This window comes from Pseudomonas sp. EggHat1 (genome assembly GCF_014892995.1).
Classification (GTDB): domain Bacteria; phylum Pseudomonadota; class Gammaproteobacteria; order Pseudomonadales; family Pseudomonadaceae; genus Aquipseudomonas; species Aquipseudomonas chaetocerotis.
In genome coordinates this window covers 321549-347951 of sequence record NZ_JACKQK010000003.1, presented here as the reverse complement: position 1 = coordinate 347951, position 26403 = coordinate 321549, and the positions used below count along the sequence as shown (strand labels likewise).

The 26403-nt window shown below is 63.5% G+C and carries 27 protein-coding genes; 7 read left to right on the top strand and 20 right to left on the bottom strand.

Annotated features, from left to right (window positions below; translation table 11 throughout):
* Positions 1-13 precede the first annotated feature (13 nt).
* From INS93_RS08085 to INS93_RS08050, 8 genes are all read right to left on the bottom strand, one after another.
* Positions 14-547, bottom strand: coding sequence for a spore coat U domain-containing protein (locus INS93_RS08085; RefSeq protein WP_160017861.1), 534 nt, complete (start codon positions 545-547; stop codon positions 14-16).
* 221 nt (positions 548-768) lie between these two features.
* Positions 769-1590 carry an ABC transporter ATP-binding protein gene (locus INS93_RS08080; RefSeq protein WP_192980963.1) on the bottom strand — a complete coding sequence of 274 codons (822 nt, stop codon included), beginning with the start codon at positions 1588-1590 and terminating at the stop codon, positions 769-771.
* Entirely contained in the window at positions 1587-2651 is a 1065-nt protein-coding gene (locus INS93_RS08075) for a FecCD family ABC transporter permease (RefSeq protein WP_192980962.1), read from the bottom strand. The genes INS93_RS08080 and INS93_RS08075 overlap by 4 nt, the downstream gene beginning before the upstream one ends.
* A 1-nt stretch (position 2652) precedes the next feature.
* On the bottom strand, positions 2653-3654 hold the full coding sequence (locus INS93_RS08070; RefSeq protein WP_192980961.1) for a FecCD family ABC transporter permease: 1002 nt from the start codon (positions 3652-3654) through the stop codon (positions 2653-2655).
* Entirely contained in the window at positions 3654-4568 is a 915-nt protein-coding gene (locus INS93_RS08065; protein ID WP_192980960.1) for an ABC transporter substrate-binding protein, read from the bottom strand. The genes INS93_RS08070 and INS93_RS08065 overlap by 1 nt, the downstream gene beginning before the upstream one ends.
* 180 nt (positions 4569-4748) lie before the next feature.
* Positions 4749-5450 carry a glutamine amidotransferase gene (locus INS93_RS08060; RefSeq protein WP_192980959.1) on the bottom strand — a complete coding sequence of 234 codons (702 nt, stop codon included), beginning with the start codon at positions 5448-5450 and terminating at the stop codon, positions 4749-4751.
* 12 nt (positions 5451-5462) lie between these two features.
* Positions 5463-6476: a homoserine dehydrogenase gene (locus INS93_RS08055; RefSeq protein ID WP_192980958.1), complete on the bottom strand. Its 1014-nt coding sequence runs from the start codon at positions 6474-6476 to the stop codon at positions 5463-5465.
* Positions 6477-6494: 18 nt separating this feature from the next.
* A complete protein-coding gene (locus tag INS93_RS08050) occupies positions 6495-6917 on the bottom strand; it encodes a VOC family protein (RefSeq protein WP_075748048.1) in 423 nt (140 codons plus the stop codon).
* Positions 6918-7019: 102 nt separating this feature from the next.
* Here INS93_RS08050 and INS93_RS08045 point away from each other — a divergent pair, with 102 nt between their 5' ends.
* Positions 7020-7889: a LysR family transcriptional regulator gene (locus INS93_RS08045; RefSeq protein ID WP_192980957.1), complete on the top strand. Its 870-nt coding sequence runs from the start codon at positions 7020-7022 to the stop codon at positions 7887-7889.
* A gap of 130 nt (positions 7890-8019) precedes the next feature.
* Positions 8020-8670, top strand: coding sequence for an oxygen-insensitive NAD(P)H nitroreductase (gene nfsB, locus INS93_RS08040; RefSeq protein WP_075748044.1), 651 nt, complete (start codon positions 8020-8022; stop codon positions 8668-8670).
* A 41-nt stretch (positions 8671-8711) separates the two neighbouring features.
* On the opposite strand, the gene INS93_RS08035 is transcribed toward nfsB, so the two are convergent.
* Positions 8712-9107, bottom strand: a complete 396-nt coding sequence (locus INS93_RS08035; protein ID WP_075748042.1) for a RidA family protein — start codon at positions 9105-9107, stop codon at positions 8712-8714.
* Positions 9108-9247: 140 nt separating this feature from the next.
* Between INS93_RS08035 and INS93_RS08030 the strand changes: the two genes are divergently transcribed.
* From INS93_RS08030 to INS93_RS08015, 4 genes are all read left to right on the top strand, one after another.
* Positions 9248-10168, top strand: coding sequence for a LysR family transcriptional regulator (locus INS93_RS08030; RefSeq protein WP_192981003.1), 921 nt, complete (start codon positions 9248-9250; stop codon positions 10166-10168).
* A gap of 182 nt (positions 10169-10350) precedes the next feature.
* Positions 10351-10941, top strand: a complete 591-nt coding sequence (locus INS93_RS08025; protein WP_192980956.1) for a TetR/AcrR family transcriptional regulator — start codon at positions 10351-10353, stop codon at positions 10939-10941.
* Between the two features lie 9 nt (positions 10942-10950).
* Positions 10951-11430, top strand: coding sequence for a nuclear transport factor 2 family protein (locus INS93_RS08020; protein WP_192980955.1), 480 nt, complete (start codon positions 10951-10953; stop codon positions 11428-11430).
* A gap of 68 nt (positions 11431-11498) precedes the next feature.
* Positions 11499-12410: a LysR family transcriptional regulator gene (locus tag INS93_RS08015; RefSeq protein ID WP_192980954.1), complete on the top strand. Its 912-nt coding sequence runs from the start codon at positions 11499-11501 to the stop codon at positions 12408-12410.
* 7 nt (positions 12411-12417) lie between these two features.
* Here INS93_RS08015 and INS93_RS08010 read toward each other — a convergent pair whose 3' ends face one another.
* On the bottom strand, positions 12418-12696 hold the full coding sequence (locus INS93_RS08010; RefSeq protein WP_017362973.1) for a peptidylprolyl isomerase: 279 nt from the start codon (positions 12694-12696) through the stop codon (positions 12418-12420).
* A 148-nt stretch (positions 12697-12844) separates the two neighbouring features.
* On the opposite strand from INS93_RS08010, the gene INS93_RS08005 reads away from it, so the two are divergent.
* A complete protein-coding gene (locus INS93_RS08005; protein WP_192980953.1) occupies positions 12845-14065 on the top strand; it encodes a PilT/PilU family type 4a pilus ATPase in 1221 nt (406 codons plus the stop codon).
* On the opposite strand, the gene INS93_RS08000 is transcribed toward INS93_RS08005, so the two are convergent.
* The 10 genes from INS93_RS08000 to INS93_RS07955 form a co-directional block, all read right to left on the bottom strand.
* Positions 14062-14811, bottom strand: coding sequence for a substrate-binding periplasmic protein (locus INS93_RS08000; RefSeq protein WP_192980952.1), 750 nt, complete (start codon positions 14809-14811; stop codon positions 14062-14064). The genes INS93_RS08005 and INS93_RS08000 overlap by 4 nt on opposite strands.
* A gap of 68 nt (positions 14812-14879) precedes the next feature.
* A complete protein-coding gene (locus INS93_RS07995) occupies positions 14880-15833 on the bottom strand; it encodes a sensor domain-containing diguanylate cyclase (RefSeq protein WP_192980951.1) in 954 nt (317 codons plus the stop codon).
* Positions 15820-16647, bottom strand: a complete 828-nt coding sequence (locus tag INS93_RS07990) for an alpha/beta fold hydrolase (protein ID WP_192980950.1) — start codon at positions 16645-16647, stop codon at positions 15820-15822. Before INS93_RS07990 ends, INS93_RS07995 begins: the two co-directional genes overlap by 14 nt.
* Before the next feature lie 106 nt (positions 16648-16753).
* Entirely contained in the window at positions 16754-18715 is a 1962-nt protein-coding gene (locus tag INS93_RS07985; protein WP_192980949.1) for an acetoacetate--CoA ligase, read from the bottom strand.
* Between the two features lie 289 nt (positions 18716-19004).
* Positions 19005-19904: a hydroxymethylglutaryl-CoA lyase gene (locus tag INS93_RS07980; protein ID WP_192980948.1), complete on the bottom strand. Its 900-nt coding sequence runs from the start codon at positions 19902-19904 to the stop codon at positions 19005-19007.
* A 212-nt stretch (positions 19905-20116) separates the two neighbouring features.
* The gene (locus tag INS93_RS07975) at positions 20117-22045 is read right to left on the bottom strand and encodes an acetyl-CoA carboxylase biotin carboxylase subunit (protein WP_192980947.1); all 1929 of its coding nucleotides are present in this window, start codon (positions 22043-22045) and stop codon (positions 20117-20119) included.
* Positions 22042-22842, bottom strand: coding sequence for a gamma-carboxygeranoyl-CoA hydratase (locus tag INS93_RS07970; RefSeq protein ID WP_192980946.1), 801 nt, complete (start codon positions 22840-22842; stop codon positions 22042-22044). The genes INS93_RS07975 and INS93_RS07970 overlap by 4 nt, the downstream gene beginning before the upstream one ends.
* Before the next feature lie 93 nt (positions 22843-22935).
* Positions 22936-24543 (bottom strand): carboxyl transferase domain-containing protein, encoded by a 1608-nt coding sequence (locus INS93_RS07965; protein ID WP_192980945.1) that lies wholly within the window; start codon positions 24541-24543, stop codon positions 22936-22938.
* A gap of 149 nt (positions 24544-24692) precedes the next feature.
* A complete protein-coding gene (locus INS93_RS07960; protein ID WP_192980944.1) occupies positions 24693-25856 on the bottom strand; it encodes an isovaleryl-CoA dehydrogenase in 1164 nt (387 codons plus the stop codon).
* 73 nt (positions 25857-25929) lie between these two features.
* Positions 25930-26310, bottom strand: coding sequence for a MerR family transcriptional regulator (locus tag INS93_RS07955; RefSeq protein WP_192980943.1), 381 nt, complete (start codon positions 26308-26310; stop codon positions 25930-25932).
* Positions 26311-26403 lie beyond the last annotated feature (93 nt).

The window sequence follows — 26403 nt, the reverse complement described above, 5'->3', positions numbered from 1 at the left end:
GGGTGTGTGGTACCTACCAGGCGATGGTGACTTGTACGGTGTCCGTGTAGGTACCTGGGCTTGGGGTGGTCTGTGAGGGCACGCGGCCGTAGACGATCATTTCTTCGTTGGCACCGGTGCCAGTGCCGGAAAGCACTGTGCCTGTGGCGCCACCGTCTCCCCAGGGTTCGGTGCGGCTGCTGTCCTGATAGAGGTTGTAGGCGACGTACTCACCGGCATTGATCATGCGCCTTTGGCTGCCGGAAGCGTTCTGCCCGGCGCTCAGTGCAACGCTGTAGTCGGTTCCCAAGCTGCATTGCAAGCCAAACGAGCTGCCCCCGGCGCTGCCGAAGGAGCGGCCATCGATCAGGTTGGCGAGGTCGTTGTAGTCACCGAAGGACAGTGAACCGAAGGTGTTGCTGGAGCCGCCGGCCGTGCCGTTGGTTACCGTGCAGCCGGTGCCGATGGTGATCTGAACGTTGAGTTGACCTTGCAGCTCGCCGGCAGAGAAAGCCGGTGCAGCGAAGAGCGAAAGTGCCAGGGCGGCGGTTCTCGTGACGGGCTTCATCGGTCGAGTCCCTTCGAAATGGAGTTGTTTGGACCATAGTCCAGACCTCCCCCGTGCTCAAAGAATGCGCATTCTCGGCTTGAGCGGCCGTAACTCAGTTTGGATATATAACTAATTGATTGGTCGGCAAAACTCTGCCCGTGTAAGAGATGGCGACATATTTCATGAGGTGATCTCCTACATGTTTTTAAGATGATGATGGCAAGATGATTCCCTGCTGTTCAAAGCCTGCTGACCCCCGCAATCACTGGCGTGCCGCTCAGCGGATCGCGCAGCAGCGTGCAACGTACGCCGTAAAGACGCTCGACCAGATCCGACGTGACGATCTCATCCGGGCGGCCGCTGGCGACGATCCGGCCCTGGTGCATGGCGATCAGGTGATCGGCATAGCGGCAGGCGCTGGAGAGGTCGTGTACCACCATGACGATGGTCTTGCCGGCTGCAGCGAGTTGGCGGATCAGTTCGAACACTTCGATCTGATGGCCCAGGTCCAGTGCCGAGGTGGGTTCGTCGAGCAGTAGCAGAGGCGTGGCCTGGGCGATGGCCATGGCGATCCAGGCGCGCTGGCGCTGACCACCGGACATCGACTCCAGCGGCCGGTCGGCCAGTTCCAGCAGATCGGCGGCGACCAGTGCCGCATCGACGATGGCCTGATCTTCCTCGCTCCACTGGCGCAGCAGGCTCTGGTGCGGCTGGCGGCCGAAGCGGATCAGTTCGCTGACCGTCAGGCCGTCTGGGGCGCTGGCATCTTGCGGCAGCAGTGCAAGCCTACGCGCCACTTCACGTGACGGCAGGCTGCCGATGGCCTTGCCGTCGAGCAGGACGCTGCCTGATAAGGGTTTGTGCAAACGAGCCAGGCCGGCAAGCAGGGTGGATTTGCCGCAGCCGTTGGGGCCGACGATGGCGCTTACCTGGCCGCTGGGAATCATCAGGTCGAGGTTTTCGATGATGCGGGTCTGGGCATAGCCCATGCTCAGGTCGCGGGCTTCGAGGCGCACGTCGGACTGGCGGGCGTCGCCGAGCAGTGAGGAAAGCAGGGTCATGTCGAGCTCCTTGGGGCCTGGCGCAGCAGAATCCAAAGCAGGTAGGGGCCGCCCACCACAGCAGCGATGATGCCGACCGGAATTTCGACGGGCGCCAGCAGTGTACGACCGAGCCAGTCTGCGAGGATCATCATCAGTGCGCCGGACAGCGCCGCGTTGAGCACCGGCACGCCGTGGCGGTTGCACAGGTGGCGGGCCATTTCCGGCGCAGCCAGGGCGATCAGGCCGACCGGGCCGACCACCGCAACGGCCAGCGCCGTGAGCCAGACGCACAGCGCCAGGGTGAGCAGGCGCATGCGTTGCAGACGCACACCGAGGCCGATGGCGACGTTGTCGGAAAAGCGCATCAGGCTCAGGGCGTTGACCAGCAGCTTGGCCAGCGGTAGGCCCAAGGCCAGGCCGATACCGAGCAGCAGAACCGAGTCGGCCGGGCGTGCATTGAGGCTGCCGACCGTCCAGGGGTAGGCGGCGTTGGCGGCGTCCATGTCGCTGCGTGCCAGCATCAGGTTGGTCAGCGCGCCGAACAATGCGCCGATGGCGATGCCAACGACGATGAAGCGATAGCCGCGTGCGCCACCGCCGGCAGCCAGGGCGAAGGTCAGCACCGCCGCCGTGGCGGCACCGCTCAGCGCCAGGGCCGATGGCGCCAGGCTGGTGGGTACGGCGACGATGGAGGCGACAGCGAAGGCCGTGGCGCCGTTGTCGATGCCGATTACTCCTGGCGTGGCCAGACGGTTGCGCGCGAGGGTCTGCAGCAGGCATCCGGCAGCCCCGAGAGCGGCGCCGCTGAGCAGGCCGGCGATCAGCCGGGGCATGCGCAGCTCCTGAATCAGGAACACCTGCAGCGCCTCGCCCTGGCCGAAGGCGGCCAGCAGGGCTTTGCTGGGCGTGAGGGCGTCGTCGCCTGCCGCCAGTATCCAGGTGGCGACAGCGACCAGCAGCAGGCTGAGGAGCAATGCGACGAGCAGGCTGCGGCGGTGCAGCAGTAGGCTGTAACCACCCAGGCGCAGCAGATGATGGCCGGCCGGGGCGAGCAGGGGGCGTGAAGAGGAAATATTCATGTCACAGGGTCGGCAGGCGGTGGTTGCGCACCACGGCAATCAGGATCGGCGCGCCGACGAAGGCGGCCACCACGCCCACCGGTAGTTCGTAGGGGCGCACCAGCAGGCGCGAGATGACGTCAGCCAGCAGCAGGACGCAGGGGCCGAGCAGCATGCTCAAGCCCAGGGTGCGGCGGATGTCCGAGCCGACCAGGCGACGTGCGATGTAGGGCACGATCAGACCGATAAAGGCGATGGGGCCGGCTGCAGCGGTGGCGGTGCCGACCAGGATTGCGACCGCAAGCAAGGTGCCCAGGCGCGTCAGTTGCGGATGGTGACCAAGGCCGCTGGCGACGCGCTCGCCCAGCGCCAGGGCAGCCAGCGGATGCACCACCAATAGCGCCACCAACAGTCCGCCGATCAGTCCGGGCAGGCTCCAGTCGAGCGTGTCCAGCGGGCGACCCGCCAAGGCGCCGATGACCCAGAAGCGCATTTCGTCGGCGGTGCGCTGATCCCATAACAGCAGCAGGCTACTGAGCGCGCCGAGCATGCCGGAGAAAGCGGCGCCGGCCAGCACCATGCGTACGGGGTCGTCACCGACGCCGCGCATGCGCGTGACCAGCAGCACCAGCACGCAGCCCACCAGCGCACCCAGCATGGCGACGCCCAGATGCAGGCTGGCAGCCGAGGCGCCCAGGTTGATCGCCAGGACAACGGCGAACGAGGCACCGGCGCTGACTCCAAGCAATCCAGGTTCGGCCAGCGGGTTGCGCGTCACCGCTTGCAGCAGCACACCGGCCGCGCCCAGGGCGAGGCCGACCAACAGGGCCAGTTCGGTACGCACCCAGCGCAGTTCGAAGACGATGAAGCGAGCATCCTCATCGCTGCCGCCGAGCAGGGCTTGCAGGCTGGGCAGGATGCCGATGTCACCCGCGCCCAACAGCAGGCTGGCGACGCACAAAAGCAACAGGCACACAGCCGCGTAGCTCAGCGCCTGAGGGACGGAAAGGCGTGCAGCGAGCATCAGTCGAGCAGAGCCTTCTCCACGTCATCGAGTACCTGTTGAGCCGCCAGGTAACCGGAGCTGCTGCTCCAGATCTGGCCGTCGACGGTCACCACATGACCGTCGGCGACGGCTGACAAGCGAGTGAAGGCAGGCTGCTTACGCGCGTCTTCCAGGGCCTTGCGACCATCCGGATTGAGCGTGGCGAGGAATATCCAGTCGGCATTGATGCGTGACAGGTTTTCCAGACTCAGCACGTCGCTGTGCGGCTTCTGCGCTTGGGCTGCGGCCAGCTCGTTGGCGCGCAGGCCGAGGTCGTTCAGCAACTGGCCAACGAACAGGTGGCTGGACATGATCACCGGCCCTTGCGGGTTCCAGCGCACCACGCTGACTGCCTGGCCCTGCGGCAGACGCTGGCGCAGTTCGGCGCTGCGTTTGTCGATTTCGGCGAGGCGTTGTTGGCCTTCTTCCTGTTTGCCGAGGGCCTGGGCGTAGGTCAGGTAGGTCTTGCGCCAGTCCTGGAAGGAATTGCCGGTGGGCACCACGGTGGGCGCCATCAGGCTCAGTTTGGCGTACAGATCGCGTGACAGGTCGCTAGAGGCCAGTACCAGGTCCGGCTGCAGGCGCAGGATGGCCTCCAGGTTGGGTTCGCGCACGCTGCCCACCAGGGTGATTTTGCCTGTCGTGGTCTTGAGATAGTCCGGCACGTCGTCGCCGCCGCGACTGGCCAGAGTGCCGACCGGCTGTATGCCGAGTGACAGCGCCGCATCCAGGGCGCTGTCGCCCAGTGCAACCACGCGCTGCGCAGTGCCGCTGATTTTCACTGGACCGTAGGCACCGTCCAGCATGCGTTCGCTCGCGTGCAGGGGCAGGGCGAGCAGCAGCGACGTGGTAATCGCCGCCGCAGTGCGTTGCAGGTGAGAGCGGATAGACATGCTGGACTCCGGGTCGAGACGAGCAGCGGCAAGCGCTGCTCCGGGAGGATCGAAAGCAAGCTATCTTTTACTAGGTGAGTTAATGAAAATCCATCGCATTTACGAAGTGTTTACAGGATACAGGCGCTGAATGAGCCGGCGATGCCCGGGCCTTGTCATGAGGCTCGGACCTGCTGCTGCTCAGTGCTTCAGCTTGGCCAGCCAAGCGCCGAGCATGATGGCGCCCGCTTGCTCAAGGGCGCTGGCATGACGCTTGGCGTCGTGACGCAGGGTGACGGGATCGATGCCCGAGCTGGCCAGTTCGCTGGCATGGCCCAGCAGCCAATGCTCGAAACGGTCGCCGCGCACTTCCGGGTGAAATTGCAGGCCCAGCACGTTTTGCCCGCGAGCGAAGGCCTGCTGGCGGCACAGCGGGGTCGAGGCGAGCAGGGTGCAGCCTTGCGGCAGGTCGAAGGTGTCGCCATGCCAATGCAGCACGGCGATATCGCGCAGGGCGGCAAGTGGCTGATAGCCGGAGGCTGCCAGCTCCAGCGTCGACCAGCCGATTTCCTTGGCTGGCCCTGGGTAGACGGTGGAGCCCAATGCCGCAGCCATCAGCTGCGCACCGAGGCAGATGCCCAGCGTCGGCTTATCGGCTGCCAGGCGTGCGCGCAGTATTTCCAGTTCAGCGGAGACGAGCGGGTAGCGGTCGTGGTCATAGACGCCGATAGGGCCGCCAAGCACCACCAGCAGGTCTGCTGCGAGCGGGTCGAGTTGACTGAGGTCACGTTCCGCGGCGTCGATGTACTCGATCTGATAACCGGCAGCGCGCAGCGGCGCCTCGAAGCTGCCGAGATCCTCGAAACCGACGTGGCGGATGGCTTGCAGGGTGCGTTCGGTCATTTGCAATGTCCGTCAGTAAAGGAGGGGGGCATGCCCCCTGGCCTGGATAATATGTTCGAAGTCCTTCAGGGCGGCGGCGGCTGTGGCGAGGGGTTCAGCGCCGCCGCCGATGGCGATCGTCTCGCCCATGGCGTCGCTGTTGATGCGGATCGCCTTGTTCTTCCCGTTCACCTGGGCGAAGGGGTCGGACAGCGGATAGGTCTTGATCCCGACGCTGGCGCGGATCGCACCGTCCACGGAGCTGAGGCTGCCGACCAGACGGGGAACCAGGCCCTGTGCTTGCCAGGCTTCGATACGCTGCGCGGTGACCGAATGGATGCCATCGACCTCGACGTCAGCCATTGTCAGCTGGGCGCCAAGGCCAAAGTTGGCCAGCAGCAGGAGTTTGCAGGCAGTGTCCCAACCTTCGGTGTCGTTGCGCGTATCCGCTTCGGCGAAACCGCCGGCTTGTGCCTCGCGCAGTGCTGCATCGAAACCAAGCCCCTGGGTGCGCATGGCGTCGAGCAGGTAGTTGGTGGTGGCGTTGAGAATGCCCTCGACGCTGAGCACCTTGCAGCCGGCCAGGCTGTGTTCGAGCAGGTCGAGTGTGGGCAGGGCGGCGGCGGCCGCACCGCTGAGTTTCAGCTGCGCCCCGGAGGCGCGCGCCAGATCGCGCAGGCGCGGCCCGCTATGCACCAGCGCGCCCTTGGAGATGACGATGCAGTCCCGCCCGGCAGACAGCGCCGCACAGAGGTAGTCCAGGCCCGGCCCGCCGCTGCGAAAATCGCTGGGGCCGGCCTCGATCAACACCTCAGCACCACTCGCTGCGACGAAATCCGGCCCCGACAGCCCAGGCTGCAGGTCGTCCAGTTGGTGGGCCTGCAGGCCATTGGCATCTGCCAGGCCGGCGCGTGAGCCACATACGGCAACCAGTCGCACATCCACGCCATAGATCTGGCGATAGTGGTCGCGACGTTGCAACAGCAGGTTGGCCGTGGCGCGGCCGACACCGCCGAAACCGGCGATTGCAACCTTGAGCGTTTGCATGGGGCGTTCCTTTCGCTGTCAGCGGGCGAATAGGTTGTTGATGTCGGCGAAAGCCTTCATTTCGACGGCGTTGCCGCTTGGGTCCTTGAAAAACATCGTCGCCTGTTCGCCCGGCTCGCCCTTGAAGCGGATATAGGGCTTGATGATGAACTCGACACCGGCGGCGGTGAGTTTATCGGCAGCGATCTGCCAGTCGTGCATCGGCAGAACGACGCCGAAGTGGCGCACCGGCACGCCGTGGCCGTCGACTGCGTTGGCCGGTACCGAGCCTGCTTCGTCAGGCGCCAGGTGGGCGACGATCTGATGGCCATAGAAATTGAAGTCGATCCACTCTGACGAGCTGCGACCTTCGCTGCAACCGAGCAGGTTGCCGTAGAAGTCGCGGGCGGCGGCCAGGTCGTCAACCGGAAAGGCCAGGTGGAACGGGCATAGTGCGGTCATCGGGGTTCCCTCGTTGGTGAGTGGAATCATCCTATTCGGCGACAAGCCTCTTAAAAAACTATATGTTCTGATCATGAGCAAAACAAAATCTTATCAATCGACATGATCATCGAACTGCGCACGCTGATAGCGGTGGCTCGCTATGGCACCTTCAGCGCCGCTGGTGAGCGCATCGGCCTGACCCAGGCAGCCGTCAGCGGTCATATGCGCCGCCTGGAAGAAAGTCTGGGGTTCGCTCTGTTCGATCGCACCGGTCGTTCGGCCATATTGAATGCTGCAGGGCTGCGTACGTTGGCGCGTGCCGAGGCGCTGGTTGCCGGTTTCGATGTCCTGGGCGAGCCGACTCAGGACGAGGAATGGGCCAAACCGCTGGAGATCGGTGCGATCGCCTCGGTGCACGCGACCATCCTCACGCGCGCGCTGGTGCCGTTCCGTGAGCGCTTTGCCAACTGTCGGGTGAATCTGTCGCCTGGCGTTTCCCTGCAGTTGATGGATCGAGTCGAAGCGGGAGAGCTCGACCTGGCGATACTCATTCGTCCGGCGTTCGAGCCGCCGCGGGAGCTGGAGTGGGCGCCGCTGGCATGCGAGAACTACGTGCTGCTTGCGGCCAGCAACGTGGAGGGCGATGACTGGCTCTCGGTGATTCGCGAGCAGCCCTTTATCCGCTATAGCCGCTCGTCCTTCGGTGGTCGCCAGGTGGAGCGTTTTCTGCGTGATCACGCGCTAACGTTGCAGGAGTGGATCGAGGTCGACGATATCCAGGCGATGCTGTCGATGGTCGAGAGCGGACTTGGCGTGGCCGTGGTGCCATTGACGGAAACCATCCTGCCGCTGCCGGCCAGCGTTCGCGCCATCGCGCTCGGCCCGACGCCCATTCATCGCGAGATCGGCGCGCTGTATCCCAAGGTCAGTCGCTCGGCGGCCGTGGCGGGTTTTATCGAATGCTTGCAGAGTGCCGGTGTGGCTCGCTAGAGGGCTGATGCCTGCCCGCATTTTCATCTTTGCTTTGAAACTCCTAGCGGCTTTGCCTGCTTTTTTTCATGCGCAGGCATACTGCAGACTGACGCCCATTTCGCATCATCCATCGATCAGGAGAGTGTTCATGAGCCCCGTTTCCTTCGCACGTCAGCGTTACACCACCAAGGCTTACGATGCCAGTCGCCAGGTGGATCAGGCGATCATCGACGAGCTGCTGGAGTTGCTGCGCCTGTCGCCGTCTTCGGTCAATTCGCAGCCCTGGCACTTCGTCGTGGCGAGCACTGCCGAAGGCAAGGCGCGCCTGGCCAAGGGCGCTCAGGGCGGCTTTGCCTACAACCAGTCGAAGATCCTCAACGCCTCGCACGTGATCCTGATCTGCGCCCGCCGTGACCTCGATGATGCTTATCTGGCCGATGTGCTGCAGCAGGAGGCCGATGATGGCCGCTTCCGCGACGATGCGGCGCGTACGACTCAACACAACACCCGCAGCAGTTACGTCGAACTGCACCGTGGCCTTGGCGACATCCCGCACTGGGCAGAAAAGCAGGCTTATCTGGCGCTGGGCACCTTGCTCCTGGGTGCTGCTGCCAAAGGCGTCGACGCCACGCCGATGGAGGGCATCGACCGCGAGGCGCTGGATGAGGAACTGGGGCTGGCCGCCCAGGGGTTGAGCAGCATGGTCGCGGTGGCGCTGGGGTATCACAGCGACAGCGATTTCAATGCGGAGCTGCCGAAGTCGCGTCTGCCGGCCGAGCGCGTCTTCACTCACCTCTGAGCTTTTCGGCTGCGCCCCTCGTCACGGGGGCGCATCGCTGTTCACTCTGGCAGCTTGGCGATCACCTTGATCTCGAAATCGAAGCCGGCCAGCCAGGTCACGCCGACCGCAGTCACGTTCGAGTAGGGCGCCTCGCCCCAATAGTCGGCTACCACCTCCCAGATGGTTTCGAACTGCGCATGCGGGTCGAGCATGAATACGGTGGTGTCGACCACGTCATCGAAGCTGCAACCTGCTGCAGCGAGGATCGCATTGAGGTTGGCGAAGGCAAGGCGCACCTGCTCTTTCAGGTCGGGTTCGGGCGAGCCGTCCTTGCGACTGCCGACCTGACCGGATACGAACAGAAAACCGTTGGAACGAATCGCCGGCGAATAGCGATGAAGTTCATACAGGTCATGGCGGTCGGCCGGGAAAACCACATCACGTTTGCTGGTCATTGTTGCCTCCATCTGGGCCGCTACGGCCCGCTGTTAACGATGGAGTCACTTTAAAAACACGGCCGGGCTGGATAAACGAGCAACTCTGGTCATGACTGTTTGTAGAATCCAAACAATCATGAGCTTAAGAGAGATGCATGATGGATCGTTTCGACGCGATGCAGGCCTTCGTCCGCGTGGTGGAAACCGGCAGTTTCACCAAGGCGGCAGCCACCCTGCACATGAGCAAGACCAGCGTGACCCAGCTCGTTCAGCAACTGGAAGCACGGCTGCGGGTGCGCCTGCTCAACCGCACCACGCGCAAGGTCAACGTCACCGCTGACGGCGCCGCCTACTACGAACGTGTGGTGCGTCTGCTGGCCGATATCGACGATGCCGAGACCAGCCTGTCCAGTGCATTGATGGCGCCGCGCGGCCGCCTGCGCGTGGACGTACCCAGTCCCTTCGCGCGCATGCTGCTGATCCCGGCCTTGCCGGCATTTTATGCGCGTTATCCGGAAATCCAGCTGACCATGGGCGTTAGTGATCGGCTCATCGACATCATCGGTGAGAACGTCGACTGCGTGGTGCGCGGCGGTGAGATCACCGATCAATCGCTGATCGCGCGCCATGTCGGTGATCTCCAGCTCGGTATCTATGCCACGCCGGGCTATCTGCAGCGCGCTGGCACGCCGATGCATCCGCGCGAGCTGGAGGCGGCCGTTCATCATACGGTGGGTTTTCTCTGGTCGCGCACCGGCAAGGCCTTGCCCTATGCGATGCAGCGGGGTGAAGAACGCATCGAGGCCCATGGCCGCCCGCTGCTGACGGTCGACGATGGCAACGCCTATCTGGCTGCGGGGCTGGCGGGCCTGGGCATGCTCTGGCTACCGCATTACATGGCCAGGCCACACCTGGCCAGTGGTGAACTGGTGCGTCTGTTCGACGACTGGCAGATGAAACCAATGCCGATGTACCTGGCTTTCCCGCCGAACCGCCATGTCAGCGCCAAGCTGCGGGTATTCATCGATTGGGTGGTGGCGCTGATGGCCGAGCATGCGCCGGTGTTGGGAAGGCAGTGAGTCATCGTCCGGCGGCAGGACCTGCATCCGGCGCCGGCGCGGCTGGCACCGGAGTGGGCGTCGCGGATCTCGGCAGAAACCTGGTCGGTATACCGTTGATCCTGGGTTTCGATAATTGAGTTGACTAAAGAGAATGATCGTTCTACCTTGCTGAGAACGATCATTCTCTATGGCCCTGACTCATGCTCGAAGACGCCTCGATCCAGCAGCGCTTGCTGCAAGCCACCGAACACCTGGTCTATGCCGGCGGTATCAATGCCACTGGTATGGACGCCATCGTCAAGGCCTCGGGTGTGGCGCGCAAAAGCATCTATCGCCTCTATCCGACCAAGGAAGCATTGGTTGCCGCCGCGCTGCGCGAGCGTGATGAACGCTGGATGCAATGGTTCGTTGCCGGCACCTCTGCGGGGTCGCCAAGTGAGCGGCTACTGGCAGTGTTCCCGCTGCTGCGCAGCTGGTTCTCGGCGCCTGACTTCCATGGCTGCGCCTTCATCAATGCTGCCGGGGAGATCGGTGATCCCGACAGCGAGATCCGCGCCGTCGCGTTGCTGCACAAGCAGCGCTTGCTGGCCTATCTGAGCGAACTGACCACGGCCTGCGGCTTTGCCGAGGCCGAGGAAATGGCCAGGCAGTTTCTCCTGCTGATCGATGGTGCTACCGCCGTCGCCATGGTCAGCGGCCAGGCGGATGCCGCCGACAGTGCCGGCCGTACTGCGCAATTGCTTCTGCAATCCCTATCGCCCAGTGATGGGCTCAACCCCCCGCAAACCTGAGGTGCCGTCATGTCGTCAAATACTGAAGTTCGTCCTCCGTTGCCGCCGTTCACTCGCGAGAGCGCCATCGAGAAGGTCCGCCTGGCCGAGGATGGTTGGAACAGCCGTGATGCGGCCAAGGTCGCACTGGCCTACAGCCTCGATACGCGCTGGCGCAACCGCGCCGAGTTTGCCAATGGTCGTGATCAGGCGCGTGCGTTCCTTGAGCGCAAGTGGGCCAAGGAGCTGGAGTACCGTCTGATCAAGGAACTCTGGGTGTTCACCGACAACCGCATTGCCGTGCGCTATGCCTACGAATGGCGCGACGACTCGGGCAACTGGTTTCGCTCCTACGGCAACGAGGACTGGGAGTTCGGCGCCGACGGCCTGATGATCAATCGTTATGCCTGCATCAACGATCTGCCGATTCAGGAGTCCGAGCGCAAGTTCCGCTGGCCCCAGGGGCGTCGTCCTGACGATCATCCGGGGCTGTCCGAACTGGGCCTCTGATCCGGGCTATGTGGGCACGGGAGTTGCTGCTTTAATGCGCCCACCAATCCGTGTTCCGAGGCTCCTGGATGAATCGCAACGACCTGCGCCGCGTCGACCTGAATCTGCTGGTGATCTTCGAAACCCTGATGTTCGAGAAGAACCTGACCCGCGCCGCCGAGAAGCTGTTTCTCGGTCAGCCGGCGGTCAGTGCGGCGCTGGCCCGTTTGCGCGACCTGTTCGACGATCCGCTGCTGGTGCGTAACGGCCGTGGTTTCGAGCCTACGGCGCGAGCGCTGGCGATTCTCAGGGAGCTGCAGCCGGCCATGGACACCATCTCGGGCGCGGTCAGCCGTGCCCGCGAGTTCAACCCGGCGACCAACCGCGACACCTTCCGCATCGGTCTGTCCGATGATGCCGAGTTCGGCCTGTTCCCGGCCTTGCTCAAGCAGATTCGCGAAGAGGCGCCGGAGGTGGTGATCGTGGTGCGGCGGGTCAACTTCCTGTTGATGTCAGCGATGTTGGCCTCGGGGGAAATTTCCGTAGGCGTCAGCTACACCGCCGAGCTGCCGGCCAACGCCAAGCGGCGCAAGCTGCGCGAGATGAAGGTCAAGGTGTTGCGTGGCGATGACCGCCCCGGCGCACTGACGCTGGACGAGTACTGTTCGCGGCCGCATGCGCTGGTGTCGTTCTCGGGGGATCTGTGCGGCAACATCGACAACGACCTGGCGCGCCTGGATCGCTCGCGTCGCGTGGTGCTGGCGGTGCCACAGTTCAGTGGCTTGCGGTCGATCATCGCGGGTACGGAAATGCTCGCCACAGTCCCGGATTTCGCCGCCGCGGCGCTGATCGAAGGGAGCCGTCTGCGCGCGGATGACCCGCCATTCGAGCTGGTCAATTCGGATCTGTCGATGGTCTGGAGCGGAGTGACCGATAACGATCCCGCCGAGCGCTGGCTCAGAAGCAAGATCGTCGAGTTCATGGGCGAGCCAGGCGCCTGAGCGGGGCTCAATCGCGATAGAACACCTGGATCAGGTGATAGCCGAACTGGGTCTTCACCGGGCCGTGCACTTCGCGCAGCGCCTTCTTGAAGATCACCTGATCCACTGCACGCACCATCTGCCCGGGCCGCACTTCACCGAGGTCGCCACCTTTCTTGCCGGAGGGGCAGGTGGAGTGCTTGCGTGCCAGCACATCGAAGGCTTCGCCAGCGGCAATGCGCTTCTTCAGCGCGGCGGCTTCCGCTTCGGTCTTGACCAGGATGTGGCGGGCCATTGCCTTAGCCATTGATGGGCTCCTCAATTCTGTCAGGGCGCTATTGTGCCAGTATTCATTGCGCCAGCAGAATGGCGTCAATTTTGTGGGTTGTGCGTTGTCCGCGGTGCGGACGAATCATGGCCTATGGTATTTCAATCGCGCTCACGGAAACGCCGCCATGGATCTCCAAGCAATGCTGAAAATCCTGTCCACCCAGGATGGCTCCGATCTCTATCTGTCTACCGGCGCGCCGCCCTGCGCGAAGTTCAATGGCGTGCTCAAGGCGCTGAGCCAGGAGCCGATGAAGGCGGGCGATGTGGCAGCGATTGCCGAGTCGATCATGGACAGTGCCCAGCGTGAGGAATTCGAGCGCGAACTGGAGATGAACCTGGCGATATCGCTGGCCGGCGTGGGGCGTTTTCGCATCAACATCTTCAAGCAGCGCAACGAGGTGTCCATCGTCGCGCGCAACATCAAGCTGGATATTCCGCGCTTCGAAGACCTCAAGCTACCCGAAGTGCTGCTCGGCACGGTGATGGAAAAGCGCGGCCTGGTGTTGTTCGTGGGCGGCACCGGCTCAGGCAAGTCGACCTCCCTGGCGGCGTTGATCGACTATCGCAACCGCAACAGCGGCGGCCATATCATCACCATCGAAGACCCGGTGGAATACGTGCACCGGCACAAGAAGTCGATCATCAACCAGCGCGAGGTGGGCGTGGACACCCGCAGCTTCCACGCCGCGCTGAAGAACACCCTGCGCCAGGCGCCGGACGTGATCCTGATCGGCGAGATCCGCGACCGCGAAACCATGGAGCATGCCTTGGCCTTCGCCGATACCGGGCACCTGGCGATCTCCACGCTGCACGCCAACAATGCCAACCAGGCCCTGGATCGCATCATCAACTTCTTCCCCGAGGATCGTCGCCCGCAGTTGCTCAACGACCTTGGCAACAACCTCAAGGCATTCGTCTCGCAGCGCCTGGTCAAGACCGTGGATGGCAAGCGCCGCGCGGCGGTTGAGGTGATGCTGGGTACGCCGACGGTGCGTGACCTGATCAAGCGCAACGAGTTTTCCGAGCTCAAGGAGATCATGGAGAAATCCAGGAACCTCGGTATGCAGACCTTCGATCAGGCCTTGATCGATCTGGTGCATGAAGGGGCAATCGACGAGGAAGAGGCGGTGAAGAACGCCGACTCGGCGAACAACGTACGCCTGAAGCTCAAGCTCCATCGTGACAACCCGGCCAATGCCAGGCCTGTACCCGCCGCCGCAGCGCCGCTGGTAACGCAGGCACCTGCACCGAAGGCCGCTGCTGCAGGCGACTGGGGGCTGGAGCTGAAGCTTGAGGACATCGAAGAGGAGCTGCCGCCAGAGGATCCGGGGCGGCAGGGGATTTAAGGGTCGGGTTGCAGTGGCAGATAGGCCTGACGCAAGCGCTGGCTGACACCGTCCTGTTCCAGCTCACTGATGGCGGTGCGCAGTTGTTCGACCAATTGCGCATCGCAGTCCTTCGAGCAGCCCAGGTACAGGCCAGTACTGGCCAGGGTCGGGCTTCTGCGCAGATTCTGCTCGCGATAGGCTGAGCTTTCCCAGATGTACAGCGCCTCCGGCACCCCGGTGAACCAGGCGTCGATACGTCCAAGGCTGAGCAGATGGGCCGGATTTTCGCCCAGTTTGAGTTGCACGATCTGCTCGTCGCTGAAACCTTGGCGCTGCAGGATGCCCACCTGCGCCGTGCCCATGCCGACACCTATGCGGCGATAACGCTCTCGGGCCTGGGCGAAGTTCTCGACGGGTTCGTCCAGGCTGAAGAAGGCGCGCTCAAGCTCCATGATCGAGGCAATCCAGGTATACAGCTCCTCGCGCTCGGGCGTTCGCGACAGGGGAATGATCAGCATGTTCTTGCCCCTGGACACGTTGATCTGGGCGCGTGGCCAGGGCTCGGCGACGATGTGGGTGAGTTTGCCGATCCTTGCCAATGCAGCCAGCACCACGTCACCCGCCATGCCATGGCCGCTTTCATAGTCATGCAGCGTCAGCGGCGGCGCGTCTGGCATGTACAGCTTGATGGGTTCGTGGGCGGATGCGGTTCCAGCTAGCATCAACGCCAGCAGTAGGCAGAAAAACGTATGCACGACGAACATCCTGTTGTCATTGTTGCTTCAGTATAGGAGGCGTTTGCGGCCAGCTGCAGCGGCCGATCCTGAGCCGGCTACTCGTGCCGAATGCTGCGATTCCTACCCTGGGCTTTGGCTGTGTAAAGGGCTTTGTCCGCTACCGCCAGCAGACGCTCCAGGTAGCGTTCGCATGGTTTAAGGCTGGCGATGCCGATGCTCACCGTGACAGCCTGGTGGGCGATTTCCAGGGCCTTGACCTGATCATGCACGCGCTCGGCGATATCGCCGGCCTCATCGAGATCGGCGTTGGGCAGCCATATCGCGAACTCTTCGCCGCCGTAGCGCACCACACTGTCGCCACTGCGCACGCTGGCCAGAAGACGCTGCGCCATATCCACCAGAACTCTATCGCCCTCGGCGTGGCCGAAGCGATCATTGATCTGTTTGAAGTGGTCGATATCGATCAACAAAAGGCTACCGCAGGCCAGGTCGCTGACGCTGCCGAGCCACTGCTCGACGTGCACTGACAGCGCCCTGCGATTGCTCAGCGCAGTCAGTGGGTCGGTATGGCTCAGTTGTGCAAGTTGCTCGGCTTCGCTCTGAATTTCCACGGCGTAGTTGGCCAACTGGGCGTAGGCGCTCTGCAGCGCCAGGTTGGCCTTGGCCAGTTGGGCTGCGCTTTCCTGCGCCTGTTCGCGAGCCTTGAGCAGCTCTGCTTCGAAACGTTGGCGGTCCTTGGCGACGAAGAACAGCCAGATGACCTCCGGCGCGCCATCGACTTCGCTGATGCGCGCGTTGGCCATGACGGGTATTGCCTGGCCGCCTTCTGATTGCAGTTGCAGGTAAAGCTCACTGAACTCACCGTTGCGCAGCAGCAAGGGCCAGGCGTGGGTTTGCAGGAAGATGCGGCTGGCTGGCGGAAAGAACTGATCCATGCCTTCGGCCGCGCCTGCACCTGCCAGGCGCTTGAAATCGCAATTGCAATGCTTGATTCGGCCGTTGCAGTCAGTGACCAGTACCGGGCCGGGTAGGCGATCAAGATAGAACACGTGCTTGTGCTCCCATCAGGTAGCGAAACATGGCGGCGCTCACCAGCTCAGGATGGCTCATGTGCGCGCAATGGCCACTGACGTCCAGCGTTTCCAGAGTGCTGCCCGTGAGTGCGGCATGCAGATAGTCGGCAACTGGCGTGGGAACCAGTGCATCACGCTGGTGGTGCAGGATCAGGCAGGGCGACAGGCACACCTGCAGGGCCGGGCGGATATCGGAGAAGAAGGTGGCCTGAGCGAAGGCATGAGCCATGACTGGGTCGGTCGAGCAGAAGCTGTCGGAGAGCTGCCGGGTGACTGCGGGAGCCTCGTCGGCCGATACCAGGGGGGCGAACTGTTGGGCCCAGCCCAGATAGTTGTGGGCCATCAGTTCCAGGAGCCCCTCCAGGTCACTGCGTTCGAAGCCTCCGTGATAGTCGGGCGGATCGTTGAGAAAGCAGGGGGACGGACCGAGAAGAATCAGCCGGGAGAACAGCTCGGGGCGCCTGATGGCAGCGAGAATGCCGACGCTGCAACTGATCGAGTGGCCAACGAAGGTCAGATCACCCGAGAGCTCGAGGGCGTCGCACACTTCCAGAAGGTCCTCTACGTAACCCTCCAGTTGGGCATAGCGGGTAGGGTGGAAGGCGTTGGCATCGGAGCGGCCGCTGCCGACATAGTCAAACAGCACCTGGTGCCAGTGCTGGCTGAAGGCTGGCGTGACCTTGCTCCACATATCCTGATTGCAACCGAAGCCGTGGCCGTAGATGAGCGTTGGGGCATTGGCCGTTTCCGCTTTCAAGCGTTGAACGTTGTTGCGCTGGGTGATGTTCATGCCGCCACCTTGCCATGTGCCGAGTCGACCTTGGCCAGGACTCAGCTGCTGTGAAGACGAAAAAATGGCGCCAGTATAGTGATTTTTTCTGGCTGGTGGCTTTTTGCTACAGATCGTCCGTCAGCCCTGGCAAGTTGCGGTAAAGCTCAAGCGCCTGCGGGTTGGCCAGGGCCTCGGTGTTCTTCACCGGGCGCCCGTGGACGACGTTGCGTACCGCGAGTTCGACGATCTTGCCGCTGAGGGTACGTGGAATATCGGCGACCTGGAGGATCTTCGCCGGCACGTGGCGTGGCGTGGTATTGGCGCGAATCACTCGGCGAATCTCTTCGCGCAGGGTGTCGTCCAGCGTCACGCCATCACGCAGGCGTACGAACAGCACTACGCGCACGTCGCCCTGCCAGTCCTGGCCAATGACGATGGACTCCAGCACCTGTGACACCTTTTCTACCTGGCGATAGATCTCTGCGGTGCCAATGCGAACGCCGCCCGGGTTGAGCACGGCATCGGAGCGGCCATGAATGACCAGGCCACCATGGGTGGTTTGCTCGGCATAGTCGCCGTGTGCCCAGACGCCGGGGAAGGTAGAGAAATAGGCAGCGCGAAATTTCTCGCCATCCGCGTCGTTCCAGAAACCTACAGGCATCGAGGGAAAGTGTCGGGTGCAGACCAGCTCGCCTTTTTCTCCGGTCACCGCTTGGCCACTGTCGTTCCACACCTGCACGTCCATCCCCAGGCCCTTGCACTGTAGTTCGCCGCGCCAGACTGGCAGGGTCGGGTTGCCCAGGGCGAAGCAGGAGACGATGTCGGTACCGCCGGAGATCGATGACAGGCACAGGTCACGTTTCACGTCGCGGTAGACGTATTCGAAGCTTTCGTGAACCAGCGGCGAGCCGGTGGAGAGGATCGCCTTGAGGTGCGTCAGCTTGTGGCTTTCACGAGGTTTGACGCCGGCTTTCTCCAGTGCGGCGATGAACTTGGCGCTGGTGCCGAAGATGGAGATGTCCTCCGTGTCGATCAGATCAATCAGGCGTGTGGGTTCGGGGTGAAAGGGCGAGCCGTCGTAGAGCACCAGGGTGGCGCCCAGGGCCAGGCCGGAAACCAGCCAGTTCCACATCATCCAGCCGCAGGTGGTGTAGTAGAACAGACAGTCATCGGCTGTCAGGTCGGTGTGCAGGCCCAGCTCCTTGAGGTGTTGCAGCAGGGTGCCGCCGACGCCGTGGACGATGCACTTGGGCACGCCGGTGGTGCCGCTGGAGTAGAGGATGTACAGCGGCTGGTCGAAGCGCACTGGCGTGAACTGCGGCGCGCCGCCGGGCTGGTAGAAATCCTGCCACAGGCTGATCGCTGCGACGGATTTGCAATCCGTGGCACGAGCGTCGAGCCTGGCGTAGGGCACCAGCACCAGATGCTGCAGGGAAGGCAGCTGTTCGAGAACTTCATTGAGCTTGTCGGTCAGGTCCAGATTCTTCCCTGCATAGCGATAACCGGCGGCGGCGATCAGCACCTTGGGTTCGATCTGGCCGAAGCGGTCGATCACCCCCTGGGTGCCAAAATCCGGCGAGCAGCTCGACCAGGTGGCGCCGAGGCTGGCGGTGGCGAGCATGCCCACCACGGTCTGCCAGGTGTTGGGCATGACGGCCGCCACGCGATCACCGATGCCCACGCCCGCGTTTTGCAGGGCGCGTTGCAGCCCGGCGACATGGGCAGCCAGTTGCGCATGGCTGAGCTGTTCGCGGCTGCCATCCTCGGCGATGGCCACCAGCGCCGGATGACCGTCACGGCGGCGCAGCAGGTGTTCGGCGAAATTCAGGGTGGCGCCGGGAAACCACTGCGCATCCGGCATTGCCGGGCCTTCGCGCAGCACGCATTCGGCGGGGCTGTGCAAGCGAATGTCGAAGAAGTCGGCGATAGCCTGCCAGAAGGCTTCGCGCTGCTCGATGCTCCAGGCATGCAGGGCAGGGTAGTCGGCCAGGTGCAGGGCATGGCGGTCGTTGACGAAACGGCGGAAGGCATCCAGGCGGGTGCCAGCGATGCGGTCGGCGGAGGGCGTCCAGAGAGGCTGCTGCATGGCCAGTCCTCGTCGTTGCTTGTTCGTAAGCTTCAGGTTAGTACGCATGGGCAATCAGGCCTTTAACCTGAGCGACCTTCGCGGCTATCGCACCGACCTTTTCATATGTTCGGAGGCAAACAACAGGTCGATACGGTACACCTGCCTGTAGGAGCGGCTTTAGCCGCGATAATCGCGGATGAATCCGCTCCTGCGCATATGCGGGCTGTTGTTCAGTGCGTAGGGTGGATCACGCTTCACCGATCCACCACAACGGTGGAAGAGAAAAGCATCATCCACCCTATCGGATCTAGCGGCTCAGAAATGCCCGCGCCACCCGCGAGCCGTTGGTCTTGCCCAGTATTTCGCAGATGCGGTTCCCCACGGCGATCAGTTTGTCCATGTCCACACCTGTCCCGATACCCAGGCCCTGCATCAGGTAGAGCACGTCCTCGGTGGCGACGTTGCCGGTCGCGCCCTCGGCATAGGGGCAGCCGCCCAGGCCGGCTACCGAACTGTCGAACACACTGATGCCTTCGAGCAGGCTGGCATAGATGTTGGCCAGGGCCTGGCCATAGGTGTCGTGGAAATGCCCGGCGAGCCTGTCGCGCGGGATGTCGCGGCCAACCACCTCGATCAGCGCGCGCGTCTTACCGGCGGTGCCGGTGCCGATGGTATCGCCCAGCGACACTTCGTAGCAGCCCATGGCGTAAAGCTCGCGGGCGACGCTGGCGACCTGCTCGGGCGCGACTTCGCCATCGTAAGGGCAGCCGAGTACGCAGGAAACGTAGCCGCGTACACGCACGTTCGCCGCCTTGGCCGTTGCCATCAGTGGTACGAAGCGCTGCAGGCTGTCGGCGATGGAGCAGTTGATGTTCTTCTGTGAGAAGGCCTCGCTGGCGGCGGCGAACACCGCCACTTCCTCGACTTTGGCTTCGAGTGCGGCTTCGAGACCTTTCAGGTTTGGCGTGAGCGCTGCATAGGTGACGCCGGGCTTACGCTGGATGCCGGCGAATACCTCGGCGGAGCCGGCCATCTGCGGCACCCATTTGGGCGAGACGAAGCTACCTACCTCGATATAGCTCAGGCCGGCGGCTGTCAGATCGTCCACCAGGCGCACCTTGTCGGCGACGCTGATCGGCTGTTTCTCGTTCTGCAGGCCATCGCGCGGGCCGACTTCGACCAGACGCACGGATTCAGGCAGGTTCATAGGCTGTCCTCGTTTTCATCGTAGGGTGCGCCGTGCGCACCACTCGCGGCAAGATGGTCGAACTGCTGCGTAGGGCGGACATCGCTTTTCATGTCCGCCGTGATCCGGTGAGTCGTAAGGCGGGTGCAACCTGCCAACACGATCTGGCGGGTTGCACCCGCCCTGCACAGAGCAGAATCGCTGGGCTGAAACGGATTGGCGCCCGGCCTACCCTAGGGTTCGAGCTCCACCAACACCGCACCTTCGCTGACCATTTCGCCTTCACGGCAGTACAGCGCCTTGACCGTCCCGGCTTCGGGCGCGCGGATGCTGTGCTCCATCTTCATCGCCTCCAACACCACCAGCGCTGTGCCAGTCTCGACCGCTTGACCGGGTTCGACCAGTACGCGGACGATGCTGCCGTTCATGGGCGCACTGAGGCCACCATGCTGAGCATGACTGGCCTCGGCGGCGGCGATGGGGTCGAAGCGGCTGATGGCATGCAGCTCGCCGTGCCATTGCAAATAGAGGGTTTCGCCACGGCGAATGGCACGCAGACGCTGGCGTATGCCGTCGATGTCCGCCAGCAGTTCTTCGCCCTGCAAGCGGGCCTGGTTACTCGAGCGCACCTTGTGGCTCTCACCCTGACAGTTCAGGTGCAACTCGATTTCCGCTGCACCACCGGCGCGCCAACCACTACGGGCGGCCCAGGGCGAATGGCTGTCGTCCGCGCGCTGCACGGGGCTTTCGCTCTGTACCCAGGCATCGGCAGCGAGTTGCCAGAAGGCGTCCGGCAACTCGCTTGGCGCAGGCAGCAACTGCTGCTGGTGGCGTGGGATAAAGCCTGTATCCAGCTCGCACGCGGCGAAGGCTGGATGAGCAAGGATGCGGCGCAGGAACGCCAGGTTGGTTTTCACGCCACCGACCAGGGTGCCTTCGAGCATGGTCAGCAGACGCAGGCGCGCCTGCTCGCGGTTTTCGCCCCAGGCGATCAGCTTGCCCAGCATTGGGTCATAGAAGGGGGAGACGCTGTCGCCCTCGGCCACGCCGCTGTCGACGCGACGCCCGCCACCGTTGCCGGCTTCGCGGTACAGCGCCAGGGTGCCGGTGGCGGGGAGGAAATCGTGATCCGGGTCTTCGGCGTACAGCCGCACCTCGATGGCGTGACCGTTCAATGGCACCTGCTGCTGGGTGATCGGCAGCGGCTCGCCACGGGCGACGCGAATCTGCCAGGCCACCAGGTCGAGGCCGGTGATGGCCTCGGTGACCGGATGCTCGACCTGCAGGCGGGTGTTCATCTCCATGAAGAAGAAGTCGCCACGCTCGTCGAGCAGGAACTCCACCGTGCCGGCGCCGACATAGCCGATGGCCTGCGCCGCCTTGACCGCCGCTTCGCCCATGGCGCGGCGCAGCTCGGGGCTCAGGCCCGGTGCTGGCGCTTCCTCGACCACCTTCTGATGGCGCCGCTGGATCGAGCAGTCGCGCTCGTTGAGGTACAGGCAGTTGCCGTGCTGGTCGGCGAATACCTGGATCTCCACGTGGCGAGGCTTGAGCACGTATTTTTCCACCAGCATGCGCGAGTCGCCGAAGGCCGACTGCGCTTCACGCTGCGCCGATTCCAGCGTCTCGGCGAGCTGCGCTTCTGATTCAGCCACCTTCATGCCCTTGCCGCCGCCACCAGCGGCTGCCTTGAGCAGCACTGGGTAGCCGATGCGTTTGGCGGCCTCGCGGAAGGTATCAAGATCCTGCTTTTCACCGTGGTAGCCGGGCACCAGCGGCACGCCGGCAGCCTCCATCAGCGACTTGGCCGCTGACTTGCTGCCCATGGCGTCGATGGCCGAGGCGGGCGGGCCAAGAAAGATCAATCCGGCCTGTTCGATGGCGCGGGCGAAGCCGGCGTTCTCCGAGAGAAAGCCGTAGCCGGGGTGGATGGCCTGCGCGCCGCTGGCCTTGGCGGCGGCGATGATCTTGTCGATCAGCAGATAGCTTTCGCCAGGCTTGGCGCCGCCGAGATTCACCGCGACGTCAGCTTCACGCACATGCCGTGCATGGGCATCGATGGCGCTGTGCACAGCTACAGTGCGGATGCCCATGGCCTTGGCCGTGCGCATCACGCGGCAGGCGATCTCGCCACGGTTGGCGACCAGCAGGGTATCGATCATGCGAGTGGCTCCTGCCAGGTGGGTTGGCGTTTTTCCAGGAATGCACGCAGGCCTTCCTGACCCTCGGCGCTGACGCGAAGACGGGCGATGGCGTTCTCGGTGTAGCGGCGCAGGGCCGGGGTCAGTTCGCCGCTGCCGACTTCACGCAGCAGATCCTTGCTGGCGCGCATGGCTTGCGGGCTGTTGTGCAGCAGGTTGGCGACCCAGGCTTCGACCTGGGCGTCCAGTTCGTCGACCGGGTAGCACTCGGCGAGCAGGCCAAGTTCGCGGGCGCGTTTGCCGTCGAAGCGTTCGGCGGTGAGTGCGTAGCGCTTGGCCGCACGCTCGCCAATGGCCTGTACGACGAAGGGGCTGATCACTGCCGGAGCGAGGCCGATGCGTACCTCGGACAGCGAGAACAGGGCGTCCTCGGTACCGATGGCCATGTCGCAGCAACTGGCCAGCCCCACCGCGCCGCCAAAGGCTGCGCCTTGCACCACGGCCAGGGTCGGGATCTTCAAACCATGCAGGTTGTACATCAGCTCGGCCAGTTCGCGGGCATCATTCAGGTTGGCGTTGTAGTCCAGAGTGGCGGCCTGCTGCATCCAGGCCAGGTCGGCGCCGGCCGAGAAGTGTTTGCTACGGCCGCGCAGCAGGAGAAAGCGCAGGCTCTTGTCTTCACCGACGGCGTCGAGGGCGAGGATCAGCTCGCGGATCATCTCGGCGTTGAAGGCGTTGTTCTTCTCCGGGCGGTTCAGCCAGAGGGTGGCGAAGCCGCGTGGGTCTTTCTCAAGCTGTACGGTGGTGAAGTCGGTCATGGTAATGGGCTCGAAATATGCGCTGGCTCTGGTGGGAGGGGCTTTAGCCGCGAGCTTTGCTGTGGCTGTCGCGGCTAAAGCCCCTCCCACGGATTACATACGGAACACCCCGAAATGGGTTGGCTCGATCGGTGCGTTGAGACTGGCGGACAGGGCCAGGGCCAGTACGTCACGGGTCTGCGCCGGGTCGATCACGCCGTCGTCCCACAGGCGGGCGCTGGAGTAGTAGGCATGCGCCTGCTTCTCGTACTGCTCGACGATGGGTTGCTTCAGGCGCTGTTCGTCTTCATCGGAGTACGGCTGGCCGGTGCGTTGCGCCTGTTCGCGTTTGACCTGCACCAGTACGCCGGCAGCCTGCTGGGCACCCATCACGCCGATACGCGCGTTGGGCCACATCCACAGGAATCGTGGATCGTAGGCCCGGCCACACATGCCGTAGTTGCCGGCGCCGAAGCTGCCACCGATGATCACGGTGAATTTCGGCACCTGGGCGCAGGCCACGGCGGTGACCAGCTTGGCGCCGTGCTTGGCGATGCCGCCTTCCTCGTACTTCTTGCCGACCATGAAGCCGGTGATGTTCTGCAGGAACAGCAGGGGGATGCCGCGCTGGCAGGCCAGTTCGACGAAGTGCGCGCCTTTCTGCGCCGATTCGGCGAAGAGGATGCCGTTGTTGGCAAGAATCGCCACAGGGTAGCCGTTGATGCGGGCGAAGCCGCACACCAGCGTAGTGCCGAACAGCGCCTTGAATTCATCCAGCTGCGAGTCGTCGACGATGCGCGCGATCACCTCGCGCACATCGAAGGGCTGCTTGGCGTCGGCCGGGATTACCCCGTACAGCTCTTCTGCGGCATAGCGCGGGGCGATGGGGGCGCGAGCGTCGAGCTGGCCGAGCTTGCGCCAGTTGAGGTTGGCAATGCTGCGCCGGGCCAGGGCCAGGGCGTGTTCGTCATCCTCGGCATAGTGGTCGGCCACGCCGCTGGTCTTGCAGTGCACGTCGGCGCCGCCCAGTTCCTCGGCACTGACTACTTCGCCAGTGGCGGCCTTCACCAGGGGCGGGCCGGCGAGAAAGATGGTCGCCTGCTCACGCACCATGATGGTTTCGTCGCTCATCGCCGGCACGTAGGCGCCGCCGGCAGTGCAGGAGCCCATCACCACGGCGATCTGCGCAATGCCCAGCGCGCTCATGTTGGCCTGGTTGAAGAAGATCCGGCCAAAGTGCTCGCGATCCGGGAACACTTCGTCCTGGCGCGGCAGATTGGCACCGCCGGAGTCCACCAGGTAGATGCACGGCAGACGGTTCTCACGCGCAATGGCCTGCGCGCGCAGGTGCTTCTTCACCGTCAGCGGATAGTAGGAGCCGCCTTTTACCGTGGCGTCGTTGGCCACGATCATGCATTCGACCCCTTCAACGCGGCCGATACCGGCGATCACCCCGGCGGCGGGTACGTCTTCGCCGTAGACCTCATGGGCGGCGAGCTGGCCGATCTCGAGGAAAGGCGAGCCGGCATCCAGCAAGCGGTTGATCCGTTCGCGCGGCAGCAACTTGCCGCGCGAGGTGTGGCGCTCCTGCGCCTTGGCGCCGCCGCCTTCGTGGATGCGCGCGAGCAGGGCGCGCAGCTCGTCCACCTGGGTGAGCATAGCCGCCTGATTGGCGGCGAACTCCGGCGAACGGGTGTTGATCTGGGTGTGCAGGATGGCCATCTGGGGCGCTCCGATTTTGATTTGATCGCTCCCACGCTCTGCGTGGGAGTTTCGCCAGGGACGCTCTGCGTCCCCAGAACGGACGCTGAGCGTCCGGTTTCAGGTTCCCACGCAGAGCGTGGGAACCATCACACGGGGCTTTCCGCCGATCACTTGGTCTCGTTGAACAGCTCGCGGCCGATCAGCATGCGGCGAATCTCGCTGGTGCCGGCGCCGATCTCGTAGAGCTTGGCGTCGCGCAGCAGGCGGCCGGCCGGGTATTCGTTGGTGTAGCCGTTGCCGCCGAGCAACTGAATGGTGTCCAGGGCCATTTTCGTGGCCATCTCGGCGGTGTAGAGAATCACCGCGGCGGCGTCCTTGCGCGACTCCTCGCCGCGATCGCAGGCCTTGGCGACGTTGTACAGGTAGGACCTGGAGGCATTCATGCCGGCGTACATGTCAGCCAGCTTGCCCTGTACCAACTGGAATTCACCGATGGATTGCTTGAACTGCTGGCGCTCGTGCACGTAGGGCAGCACCACGTCCATGCAGGCCAGCATGATCCCGGTCGGGCCGCCGGAGAGCACGGTGCGCTCGTAGTCCAGGCCGCTCATCAGCACGCGCACGCCACCCCCTTCGACGCCGAGGATGTTCTCCTCCGGTACTTCGCAGTCCTCGAACACCAGCTCGCAGGTGTTGGAGCCGCGCATGCCCAGCTTATCCAGCTTCTGGTGACGGGAGAAACCCTTGAAGTCGCGCTCGACGATGAAGGCGGTCATGCCGCGCGAGCCGGCGTTGATGTCGGTCTTGGCGTAGATCACGTAGGTGTGGGCATCCGGGCCGTTGGTGATCCACATCTTGTTGCCGTTGAGGATGTAGCGGTCGCCGCGCTTTTCCGCGCGCAGCTTCATCGAGACCACGTCGGAGCCGGCATTGGGTTCGCTCATGGCCAGGGCGCCGATGTGCTCGCCGGAGCAGAGCTTGGGCAAGTATTTGTGCTTCTGCGCCTCGCTGCCGTTCTTGTGGATCTGGTTGACGCAGAGGTTGGAGTGCGCGCCGTAAGAGAGGCCCACCGAGGCCGAAGCGCGGCTGATCTCTTCCATGGCCAGTACATGCGCCAGGTAGCCCATGTCGGTGCCACCGTACTCTTCCTTGACCGTCATGCCGAGCAGGCCCATGTCGCCGAACTTGCGCCACATGTCCATGGGGAATTCGTTATCGCGATCGATCTGCGCGGCACGCGGCGCCAGCTCGGCCTGAGCGAACTGGTGTACCGAGTCGCGCAGCATGTCGAGGGTTTCGCCGAGGCCGAAGTTGAGAGTGGGGTAGCTCATGATTCACCTATTGTTGTTGTCGTAGGGTGCGCCTTGCACACCGGGTCGGATTCTGTGGCGCGCGCAGCGCACCCTAGGCTTGAGTCTCGGCCAAGGCGGCCAGGCAGCGCTCCTCGGCGGTATCCAGTTCCAGCTGCATCTGCTGGATATCCAGCAATTGTTGTTCAAGCTGCAGGCGGCGCTCGGCGATCTTGGTCAGGAAGGTATTGAGCTGTCGGTGGTTGCCGCTGCTGGGGTCGTAGAGGTCGATCAATTCCTTGCATTCGGCCAGGGAGAAACCGATGCGCTTGCCACGCAGGATGAGTTTCAGGGTCACCAGATCCTTGGGGTGGTAGATGCGCTCCTGGCCACGTCGCTCGGGGGCGAGCATGCCTTGTTCCTCGTAGAAACGGATCGCGCGAGTCGTGACATCCAGTTCGCGTGCCAGGTCGGAGATGCTGTAGGTCGTGAGCATTAGAGCAGTCTTTTCGTTTACCTTTACGTAAACGTTAAGATGACCTTTGCAGGCTGTCAACTTCCAGGGGCAGGGCGTGAGTCTCTTTGGCAA